The 11677-nt window shown below is 59.8% G+C and carries 6 protein-coding genes; all 6 read right to left on the minus strand.

Translation table 11 applies throughout. The features are described from left to right. A complete protein-coding gene (locus HY011_17780) occupies positions 1–1071 on the minus strand; it encodes a hypothetical protein (GenBank protein MBI3424789.1) in 1071 nt (356 codons plus the stop codon). Positions 1072–1229: 158 nt separating this feature from the next. Next, entirely contained in the window at positions 1230–2681 is a 1452-nt protein-coding gene (locus HY011_17785) for a sulfatase (protein ID MBI3424790.1), read from the minus strand. A gap of 25 nt (positions 2682–2706) precedes the next feature. Further along, entirely contained in the window at positions 2707–3111 is a 405-nt protein-coding gene (locus HY011_17790; GenBank protein ID MBI3424791.1) for a DUF3052 domain-containing protein, read from the minus strand. A 317-nt stretch (positions 3112–3428) separates the two neighbouring features. Next, positions 3429–4616: an MFS transporter gene (locus HY011_17795; GenBank protein ID MBI3424792.1), complete on the minus strand. Its 1188-nt coding sequence runs from the start codon at positions 4614–4616 to the stop codon at positions 3429–3431. 293 nt (positions 4617–4909) lie between these two features. Next, complete coding sequence (locus HY011_17800; protein ID MBI3424793.1) at positions 4910–9031, minus strand: tetratricopeptide repeat protein; 4122 nt, start codon at positions 9029–9031, stop codon at positions 4910–4912. A 276-nt stretch (positions 9032–9307) separates the two neighbouring features. After that, on the minus strand, positions 9308–11626 hold the full coding sequence (locus HY011_17805) for a penicillin acylase family protein (protein MBI3424794.1): 2319 nt from the start codon (positions 11624–11626) through the stop codon (positions 9308–9310). Positions 11627–11677 lie beyond the last annotated feature (51 nt).

Raw genomic sequence — 11677 nt, forward strand, 5'->3', positions numbered from 1 at the left:
CTAAAACATCGGCATCATCTGCCCCATAAACTCCATGGCCTGATCAATCGCCGGCAACTCATCCGTCACTTCCAACGTGAGGCCGAAATCTTCAGCCAGGGGCGCCAGAATTTGCGCGGCCAGCGGATTGCGCATGCGCAGGTTCAGCAGTCCGCCCAATTCCACGAACTTTTCCAATAGGATTTGTGGCAACTGGCAATACATCTCCAACAGCGTCGGCAAAGGTTGCAGCATCTCGTTGCCGAGCAGCGCGCCGCTTTGGGATTCCGCCAGCAACAGCAAATAGGGGAAGTAGCCGCGCTCGTTTTTCTTTTCCTGCACGGGCATGGGCAACATCATGACTTCCAGTTCGAGCACGTTGTTGGCGCGGCGCAACTCTTTGGCCTGCTTATAAACGTCTTCATCCAACCCGACGCTGAACGGTTGCGGCTCCGGCTCGTCAATGGTTTGAATCTGGTCTTCCCAACCTTGTGCGCCGTTCTCTTCATGTTGCGCGCGCACGAGAAAGACCATGCCGTCTTCGCTGGGCGCGAGCAGCTCTTCGTTCTCGCGGCAACGCGGGGCGACCGCCAGCAATTGTTCCAGCGCCGTCGCCAGCCGCCGCGCTTCAGCACTGGTGATGTACCAGGGCAGCAGGCCTGGCGCATAGCTGCGGAATTGCGGCCAGGATCTGGCGCTGCGAAACTTCAAGCCAAGTTGTTTGATGACCGTCTTGTCTTCCTTGTCCAACTGTTTGGTGTCTTCAAACGAAAGCTGCAACTGCGGGATTTCCAGCACGCGCATCATGGCCAGCGGGTCGCCTTCTTCATCCTCATCTTCCATTCCCTGGTCGTGCAGGTCGAGAAAGGCATAGAGTGCCTCGGCGTCAGGATAGAGCGCGACCGCGAAATGCTCGCCCGCATGGCCCATGATGCTGACAAAGCCGGTCGCGCCGGTTTCCGGGTCTTTGACGCCGAAGACTTCGTCTTCAAACATCCATTCCCAGGGGGTGAGTTCTTTGACACGCGCGGCCAGTTCATAAAGGTTGCGCCATTCTGTTTGGGTCGGTGTTGCGTTCTGGTTGTCGCTCACTTGCTTTCCTTTGCTTGTCTAGTTCGGGTTGCAGTTGTGGGTATGGGACAGAGTGTTGAGACGGTACCGCGCGCGTGAGCAAGCGGTGCTTGCACCGTTGAGCCAATGGTGCAGCGCTGCTACGCCGCTTGCTCACGCGCGCGGTACCGTCTCAACGCTTATTTCGCGGCGGCGGCCAATTGCCCCGCTGGTCGCACGTTTTTGCCCTCACGTTTGGTTAGCGAATCGCCCAAATCGGCGCGTGCCTGTTCGGCGTATTCCAACAAGCGTTTGACCACCGCTGGTTGTTGCGCGGCCACATTGGTCGTTTCGCCTTGATCCTTTTCCAGATCGAAGAGTGACAGTTCGAGTTCTTTGCTGACAACCTTACCGCGTTCGCCACCATTGGCGGGAATGTGTTCGACATAGGGATGCGGCAAATGCAGCTTCCATTTGCCGCTGCGCACGGCCTGCAATTCGCGGCCCCAATAAAAATACAGAACCTCGTGCGGCGGCTGTGCGCTTTTGTTGCCGGAAAGCAGCGGCCAGATGTCGCGTCCGTCAATGATGCGGTCAGTGGGGACGGCTGCGCCCGCCAGCTTGGCCAGCGTCGGCAATAAGTCAATCGTCATTGCGGGCGTCTGATTGACGCTGCCGGCCTTGATGTGGCCGGGCCAGCGCGCGATGAATGGTTCGCGCACGCCGCCTTCAAACATCGTGGCTTTATAGCCACGCAACGGCCCCGCCGAACCGCCGTGATCGCCATAGAGATGCCACGGCCCGTTGTCCGAAGTGAAAATGACCAGCGTGTTGTTATCCAGATTCAATCGTTTCAGCGCCGCCAGAATTTGCCCCACCGACCAGTCAATTTCGGCAATCACATCGCCATACAGCCCGCCGCCGCTCTTGCCTTTGAATTTATCAGAGACGAACAAGGGCACGTGCGGCATCGAGTGCGGCACGTACAAAAAGAATGGCTGATCCTTGTGGCGCTCGATGAAGCTGACGGCATGTTCGGTGTACCAGGTGGTCAGTTGCGTTTGGTCGGGATCGCGTTTGATAACCTGGTCGCCTTCGTAAAGCGGCAGATCGGGATAATTGATGCCCACCGCCGCCGGATTCTTCGGCCACATATCATTTGAGTACGGCAGTCCGAAGTATTCATCGAAGCCGTTGTGCGTCGGCAAAAACTGCGGGTGATGGCCCAGATGCCATTTGCCGAAAATGGCCGAGGCGTAGCTTGTTCCTGCATTGGGCGCCTTGAGCACTTCAGGAATAAGCATTTCACTCGCATTGATGCCGTATTGCGCCGTGTGATTGAGCGCCCCCAGTATGCTCACGCGATTGGGATAACAGCCCGTCAGCAAGGCCGTGCGCGAAGCCGAGCAGACGGCCTGCGCGACATAAAAATTGGTGAGCCGCACGCCTTCGCGCGCCATCCGGTCAAGGTTCGGCGTCTGATAGCCTTTTGCGCCAAAACTGCCGATGTCGGCATAGCCCAGATCGTCGGCAAAGATGATGACGAAATTGGGCGGGCGTTTGGCCACTGTTTGCCGGGCAGGCATCAGCCAGCCGCAGACGCACAGCGCGATGAGCACCAGCGCGGCCCGTGAGTTGATGAATGATTGCATGGTTTTTGCGCGTGAGGGAAAGTCGTTACCGGTCTTTAACGCGAATGACGAAGCGCAGGCCCGACCAGGTCTCGTCAATCGCGCAAACTTTGTTGTCCACCAAGCCCGATTCCAAGCCCACGCGCCGCACGACAGTTTCCGTCACGTCTGTCGCCACACCCGCAGCCCGCTTGGGCCAGGCAACCCACAGCCCGCCCGCCGGGCTGAGCTTGGCCGCCAGTTCACCAAAACGCTTCCATAACTCGCTTTCGCTTTTGGTGAAGAAGACGATGACATCCAACGGCGCGCGCATCTGCTTCACGATTTCGACTGCGGCGGGCAATGTGCCCAGTGTCGCCGCGAAACCAACGGGCGCATTCACGAGCGCCACGCGGTGCTTTTCTTTGATGCCCAATTTTTTCGGCAAGGGCGTGCCTGAATAACCAGCCATTTTTAGAATGCGGAATAGAGATTGGAGATTGGAGATTGGAGATTGGAGATTGGAGATTGGAGATTGGAGATTGGAGATTGGAGATTGGAGATTGGAGATTGGAGATTGGCAGTGAACTTGATTTCAATCATAACAAACGCGAAATAACCTTCGGAGGTTAGAAAATTCGCCATCCGCCATCCGCCATCCGCCATCCGCCATCCGCCATCCGCCATCCGCCATCTGCGATCCGCCATGTCCCGTCTCCAATCTCCAATCTCCAATCTCCAATGCCACGGCCTACAGCGACCTCAACGTGCGCGATGTTAGCTGAGTTCTCAAGGCTCGTAAATGTCGGGCAGGAGTTCAGCGGCGGAAGGCGTCACCGCTTCAGCCGCCTGCTGTCGTATGTGCCGTAACAACCAGGCCAGCGCCGCCAGCGTCGCCAACAAATCAGCGCCCACCAGCCATAACAAGACTTGCGCGCCACTGCGCTCAAAGAGTTGACCGATCATCCACGGCAGGGCCATCGCGCCCAGGGCCGAGGCGACCAATACCCAGCCTGCGAGACGCCCCGACAGATGGAAGGTGCGTTGCGTCCACGCCATCATTGCCGGATAGACCGGGGCCATCGCCAGGCCCGAACCGACGGCGCAAAGCCACAATGCGGCCGTGGCGTTTGACCAACTCAACACCAGCGCCAGCAGCGCCAGCCAGCCGAGCAAATGCGCCGTCACGATGCGGCGTTCGCTAAAGCGCAGCGCCAGCGGGATGCCCGCCAGCCGTCCCAAGGTGAAGGCCGCCCAGAAGGCCGAATTGACATAAAACGCCGTCTCGGTGCTGACGCCGCGCAAGGTCGCATACGTGAAAATCCAGCCGCTGATGGAACCCTCCGCGCTGACTTCCAAAAAGAAAAACAGCAGCAACAACACGATGGTTCGATCCATGACGATGGCCTGGGCGCGTTGGTGTGCGTGTGGCGGCGGTGGCGGGCTGGCGACGGCGCCGAGCGGCAACGCGGTCAGAACGACAAACCCGGCTAGTGCGCCGTATGTCCACCAGACCGCGTCAACGCGTCCGGCAAACGGTTTGGCCAGCAGCGGGGCCGCCAAGCCGCCTACGCCGTAGGCAAAATGGATGAAGCTCAAATGCGGCCCCACGCGCGTGCCGTGCGCGCGCGCGATCAGCGCGTGACTGCCGACGTTGACCATTGACGAAGCCAGGCCGACCAGCACAAAAACAGGCCACAGCAAGCCCAGCCAGCGTAATTGCGTCACCAGCGCCAGCGCGGCTGCCGCGGTGCACAATGCGCCCGCCAGGAGCGGATGCCCCGCCGCCCGGTCATAAAGCTTGCCAAGCACCAACGCCCCGGTGATGGTGCCGGTGGAACGGGCGACAAACAGCCAACTGATCTGGCTGGTCGTCGTGCCGGTGAATTCAGCCAACGCAGGCAGCGTCGGCCCCAAGGAAGCTGTAATTAAGCCTAACGCGATAAAGGTAAGTGCATACAGAATGGTGCGGCTCATGCGCGCGGCATCTTACTCTCTGGGTACGCACCGCTGCCAGCGTGCGGACTAGGCACAGGGTGAAATAATTGAAGGGTGTGCGTAATGCGGCTGGCCCGTAGGCTTTTAAGCAACGCATTCTCCATTCTTTATTCTCAATTCTTCATTCTGAGGCAGCGGCCAGACTGGCTAAACACCGCTTGGCCTAAGCACCGCTTGGCCTAAGCACCGCTTGGCCTAAGCATGGAGAATAGCGGCCCTGGCCCAAGGCTGCACGTTGGCAGCAGTGCTTACCCAGAGTGGCCCAAGACAACTCAGCGCCATTCGCCCTGCAACACAAACGGCGCCCAGTAATACGGGGCTTGCCAGCGTTGCTCTTGCCAGAGCGCGATCTGGGCCGCGCGCAAGGCGGCGGCGGGGCGTTGTTTGTCTTGCAAGAGATTGCGATAAAAGCGGGCCATCAGTTCCGACGTGCCTTTGTCGCTGACGGCCCACAATGTAACGGCGACGCGCGCGGCCCCGGCGTACATAAAGCCGCGCGTCAAACCGATCAGCCCTTCGCCGCGCACCTGTTTGCCCAGCCCCGTTTCGCACGCGCTCAGCACGACCAGTTCCGCTGGCAGATTGAAATTGTAGACTTCGTGCGCGCGCAAAAAACCGTCCTGCGGTTGGCCGTTTTCATCCACCAGCGAAAGCAGGATCGCCGAAAGCTCGGGCCGTTCGCTGTCGAAATAGGCGTGCGTCGCCAAATGCACGATGCGATAGCGGCCCAATTCGCCCGAAGTCGCCGTCGCCCGATTCGCCTGAAAATCCAGCGCGCGAAAGACGTCGTTGTCCACACTCTTTGGCGTGGCGGCCCCAGAGGCGGCGGCCCCAGAGGCAGCGGCCCCAGAGGCAGCGGCCCCAGAGGCAGCAGCAACGATGCGTTCGGCTTCGTCACGTGTGGCGGGCAGGCGCGGGATGCGGCCTCCTTGTGTGCCGAGCTTTTTCAAAAACAGCGCGCGCGTCAGATTGGTTGCGGCCGCCGGTTCATCCGCCTTGGCGGCTGGCGCACCCACGTGCGCTTTGACACGTTCATCGCCGGATTCAAACACCGGATCAGCGATCACCGCGACCGCGCCTGAGGCAGGTTGCCGCCCTTTCAATTCCTGCCGCAACACGCTCATCGTCGAAGCCGAGGGCAGGGAAACGATTTCGTGATCGAGGACTAAGGGATGAGGGATGAGGGATGAAGGATGAGGGGCGGTACGGCGTTTTTGCGCAACCCGCGTTCGCCTTTCATCCTTCATCCTTCCACCTTCATCCTTCGGCAGCGGCAGCGCGCTGAACGGCAAAAACTGCAACGCGCCATCGGCCACGATCAAGAGGCGTTTGTCTTTCCATACGCCGCGCAACTGCGTCGCGATGGGGCCGAGCAGCGCGCGGCTGAGCGGTTCGGCCTCGCGCCAGTACGCGGCGTCCGCTTCGGCGGGCGTGGCGTCGCGGCCATTCACTTGCACCGGGTTGGTCAGGCGCTGTTTGGTGTCGCGCGCTGTCAGTAGCTGATAAAGCCGTTGAGCGGCGGTCTCGAGTTCGGCGCGGTTGGGTAGTGTGAAACTGTGAATGGTGCGCGGCGTGACGGCCCAGAGATAGCTGCGCTGCTCGCCGAGCGCGAATTCCAAGAGCACGGTGTCGTCGTCCAGCACCTGCTTTTGAATGTCGGCCAGCGCCAACGGCTGCGGTTGCGTCAGCGCGGCATAACGCGGACTGTTTTGCCGAATCTGCGTTTGCACGTCGCGGTACTCGACATAAAGCGCATCGAGTTCGCGCTTGGCTTCGGCGACTCGTTCATCGGTGCGCGCCAGCGTCAGCGCATCGGCCCATTTGTTGATGCGTTGTTGCAGATTGCTTTCGCGCGCCAGCAATCCGGCGTCCACGCCACTGCGAATGTTCGCGCCCGCTTCATTCAAGCTGTCCAGCAGTCCGCGCGCGCGCGCCCGTTCGGCGGCCTGCAAGGCCTGGCCGTCGAAGCCGCCGTCTTTGTTCTCTTCGTGCTGGCGCATCAGCACGTCAATGTAAAGGTCGTAGTACTTTTGCGCGGTGGCGAAATAGGAGGCGCGCAAATCCTGGCTGGCGACTTTGGTGCGCACGGTTTCAACCAACCCGAGCGCGGCTTCGAGTTGCGTGCGGGCTTCGTCGAGTTGACCCTCTTCGGCATTGAGCCGCGCCAGTTGATAGCGCGTATTGATCTCGCGGCTGGGATCGCTGATGTCGCGGGCGAGCGCCAGCGCATCGGCCAACGCCGCGCGCGCCTGCGCGGGCTGGTTCAACACGCGATAGGTCAACGCCAGATGCGAGAGCGTGTCGGCCTGACCACCGCGATTGCCGACTTCGCGGTGCAGCGCCAGCGCCTGCGTGAGAATTTCCAGCGCCTTGTCGGTGTGCCCCAGTTCGCGTTCGACAAAGCCGGTGGCGGCCAGCGTGTTCGATTCGCCGCCCTTGTCTTGCAGCGTGCGCCAGAGTTTCAAGTCCTCGCTGAAAATCTCGCGCGCCTGTTCGCGTTCGCCCGCTTCGTAATACCAATAGCCGAGCACGTGCAGCGTTTCGGCCTCAAACGTCTTCGCGCCCATCTCGCGCGTCAAGGCCAGCGCCTGCTGGTAATACTGCAACGCCTGTTCGCGGTCGCCGAGCGAAAGATAGAGCGAACCGATGTTGGTGAGCGTGGGGGCCAGCACGGGCAGCAGCTTTAGCTTTTGGGCGACCGCCAACGCTTGCTGAAAATGCTCGAAGGCCAATTGCTTCTCGCCCAGCCGGTCGTAGGTTTGCCCGATGTTTTGCAGTGTGATGGCTTCGTTGCGCTGTTGCGTGGTCGTGCGCCAATGCGCCAGCGCTGCTTGATAACAATCCAGCGCGCGTTGGTTCTCGCCCAGGTCGGCATAGACGGTCGCCATATTGTTCAGCGTGTTGGCCTCGCCGTTTTTGTCTTTGACGGCGCGGCGCAAGAGCAGCGCCTCATCGTATTGCGCCAGCGCTTTTTTGCGTTCGCCGAATGAATTATAGAGCGCGCCGACGTTGCTGATGACGGTCGCTTCCAAGCGTTGGTTTTTGAGTTCACGGCTGCGGGCGAGCGCCTTGTCGTAATAATCGAGTGCTGTCTGTTTCTCGCCGAGCGATTTGTTGACGACGCCCAGATAGTTGAGCGTCATCGCTTCCTGCCCGTCTTTTTTCAATTCGTGCAGCAGCGGCAAGGCCAGCAAAAACTGGTCGCGCGCCTCGGCCCATTTGCCGATGACGTAAAAGAATTCGCCCAGTTCGTAAAGCATATTGGCTTCGCCCGCCTGATCTTTGTCGGCGCGGTGCGCGGCCAGCAATTGGTTATAAGCGTCGAGCGCGAGTTCCGGTTTGCCTAACGCTTCTTGCACGCGGCCCATTTGATAAAGCACGGCGGTCTCAGTCGCGCGGTCTTGGGCGGCGCGCGTCAGCGGCAGCGCCTGTTCGTAAGCTTCGTTGGCCTGTTGATATTCACGCAGTTGGAAATGGGCGATGGCGATGTTGGTCGTCGTGATGCCTTCTTCTTTGCTCTCGCCAAGTTCGTGGAAAAGCGTTTTGGCTTGCGTCAGCACGGGGATGGCTGCGCGGAACTGACCGTTGGCGTTGTGGACTTCGCCCATTGCTTCGGTGGCGTCGGCGCTGCCCTTGCGGTCGTTGAGTTCCTGCCGCAACTTGAGTTCCTGCTGAAAGTAATCGAGTGCTTCTTTGAACTCTTTCAACTCGCTGGCGACTTCGCCGAGTTCATGCAGGACGACAGCTTCGCCCGCGCGTTCCTGCGCCTCGTGGCGCAGCTTGAGCGCGGCCAGCAGTTTTTCGCGCGCGGACGGCAATGCTTCGGGTTTCTTGTCAGCGCGCAACTGCTTGGCCTCGCGCAAGAGCCGGTCGGCGGCCAGCCGTGTGCGATCAGCGGCGGTGGCGGCGCGGCGTTCGGCGATAGCCAGGTGATAGGCGGCTTTTGTTTCTTTGCCAGCCGCTTGCTTGGCTCCTTCGCCAATCTCGTTTTCGGTGGAGTGTAGCTCAAGCATGTATTCGCCCGCGCTGTCGGCAATGAAGGAAACCGGTTGGGCGGCCTTCTCACCGCTTTTGCGTTTGGTCTCGATTAGGCGTTCGCCTGTGGGCGCGAGCACGGCAATGCTGAGTGGCGAAGTTTGCGGTTCGACCGCGAGGCTGACGAAATAGTTGGCCTTGAGCTTGAGCCGGTACGTTTGCGTTTGGCCGGCGGTTAGCGTGCCCTCGACCGGTTTGCTCTTGCTGAGCTTCACGGCCTGTGGCGTGTTGGCGTCTTTCGCTTTCTTACTTTTGCCTTTGGCGGCAGGTGCTGGCGCTTCTTGCGCAGTCGCCAACGCAATGGTCAAGCAGGAAAACAACAAAAACGGCAAGGCGAGTTTTTGGATGGCAATAATCATGGGTATTGCTCCACGACGAAAGGAGATTGCTTCGGCTTTTCAATTGGGAGGGGGAGTCGTTCTGTGCTGGTAGGCATCATAAGGAAAGCTGTGCGCAAAGCAAATAGGCCACAGATGCTTGTGCATTAACTCGCCGCTTTCGACGCGCAGCGTCTTTGGAGTGCGTGCGGCACAGGCCGCCGCTTTGGTATGCCCTTCTTTGGCTAATTGTTGAAGGCATACCAAAGCGGCGGCCTGTGCCGCACGCACTCCAAAGGCTTCGCCAATTCAAAGTATTTATTTTCCGCCCGCCGCTTTCATTGCCTTGGCCGCGCCATTCGCCAAAGCCGTTTCACCTGGGTGATACGCGGCTTCGAGATTTGCCTTGATCTCTTCCAGCGTGAACCAGGCCGGTTTGAATTGGCGGTTGGAATACAACGTGGCCTGATCGAAATAATGCTTCGATTGCGGGTCATGGCGCTCGCCGAATTGCAGCAGCGAACGCGCCTGCACCTGCGGCCCGAATTCGACGACGCTGACGAACGAGTGCCCGACTTGCCCGTAAAGCTTCTTCAAGCCCTTCGCAATCGGCGTGTCAAAAGGCGTGTAAAAGTTAAACACCGTGCCGACGTACTCGCCAGGACCGCCCAGCACGGGCAGGCTGGGTTTGTTGTCATCGAATTTTTCCAACGTGCCGCTCGTGTGCACGCGCTGGATGCGCACCATCTCGCTATACGGGACGCGCCAGGTGCCCCAGGCTTGCGCGATGTTGTTCATCACGTATTCGAGCACGGCGGTTTCGGGGAAGGGCAGCGACTTGGTCATCTGCCTGGCTTGCGGTTGCGCGCGCGAGTACGCCCACAGCGAGAACAGCGACGCGGCGACCGAATCTGCTTCGATGCGGGTATTCCAGGCTTTCAGCATCTGCACGGCCTCAGCCGTCTTTTCGGCCTTGACCGCGTCGGCGGCTTTCAGCTTTTCCCATTCGGCAGCGATCAATGGCACCAGCGTTTCGGCCTCGATGCAGCGGTTGTCAAAACCCGCCTGCGCCCAGTCATCAAAACTGAATTTGGCTTTTTCGCTCAGCACGCGGCGCGAACTGCGCGAACGCGGGCCGTCTTTTTCAGGGGCCATATAAGCGGGGAACTTGGCGGCGTCGGGATTGTCTTTGCTGCCTTCCGCCGTCGCCAGGAAGGGCGTGGCGTTGCAGTTTTGCGCCCAGCCGGTCGAGGGGTTCTCGACTTGCGGCAACTCTTCGAGTTTGTGGTAGCCCTGCCATTCGGTTTTCGGATTGCTGCCGTCCACGGGTTTCGACCAATCGAATTGCGGGTCGCGGCGCGGCACTGCGCCGTAATAGACGTACCAGATGTTGCCCGCGCGGTCGGCGTACATCGTGTTGAACATGGGCACGGCGGTCTTGCTCATCGCGGCTTTGAACTCTTTCAGGTTTTGCGCGTGGCCCATCGCGAAGCGCTGTTCCATCTGACCGCCTTCTTCGTACATCGCCATCCGCACCGTCAGCGGCTTGCCATTGCGAATCCCCATCACCGGGCCGTGATGCGTCTTGCGGAATTTGAAGGTTTTGGTCACGACGCCACTGTCGGTTTTGATTTGAATGCTATCCGTCCATTCGGTCGCGGTGCGGTAGCCGCTGCCGTATTTGTAATTGAGCGGCTTGGCCGGATCGTCGAATTGCTCTTCCCACACGTCGTAAATGTCGGGCGTGTTGACGGTGTGGCTCCAACCCATGTTCTCGTTGTGGCCGACGGTCGGGAAGGGCGAACCGGGAAACGACGCACCTGAAAGATTCCAACCCGTCGCGCTGTGGATGTGGCCTTCGATCCACTGGCCGGGGCCGAAAAAGGGCTGGTGCGGATTGATGAACAGCATCGCGTGGCCGGTTGCACTCTTTTGCGGCGTGATCGCCCAGGTGTTGGAACCGACCAGCCCGGCATTCCAGACATCGTTCTCTTCTTCCGCTTGCGGCTGGCGGCTGGCGGATTGCGGATTTGGAAGAAGCTGCGCGGTCTTTGCACCGACTTCGGGGATCGCTGCGAGCGTCTCGGCCTCTTTGATACCGGCGCGGCGGTATATGAAAAGTTGATATTCCGCGAAGCGTTCGAAGGCCACGACCGCCCACGGTTCCAGCTTGGTCAGCAGGCGCGGTTTGACCTGCGGGTTCTTTTCCAGGAAGTAGTTATAGCCGTCCGACACCGCCTGACAAAGCTGTTTCATCGCCGGGCTGAGCTTGGCGTATTCGGCCTGCGAGAGTTTGACGACTTCGAGCGCGCGGTTGGTCAGGTCAGCGCCCAGCGATTTTTCGCCATAAACCTCAGACGCACGGCCCAGCGTCTGAATGTAGCTGTCTTCGACCTGCCAGAAATTGTCTTCGCATTGCGCGTAGATGAAGCCGAACATCACGCTGTAATCGGTCGGCCCGTAAACGTGCGGCACGCCCCAGGTGTCGCGGTAAATCGTGACTGATTGCGCGACTTTGGCGAGGCTGGTGTTTTGGGCTTTCGCCTTGGTATCAGCCTGCGCACTGGGGGCAAAGGCCTGCGGCCAAGCCAGGGCCGCGAGCAAAAACGCGAGAAGGGCGAAGCGGAAGAGTTTCATTGCAGACGCTCCTGTTGATGGAAATTGTGTCGGAAGCAGATTGGATTGCAG

The sequence above is a fragment of the Acidobacteriota bacterium genome, from assembly GCA_016196035.1.
Classification (GTDB): domain Bacteria; phylum Acidobacteriota; class Blastocatellia; order RBC074; family RBC074; genus JACPYM01.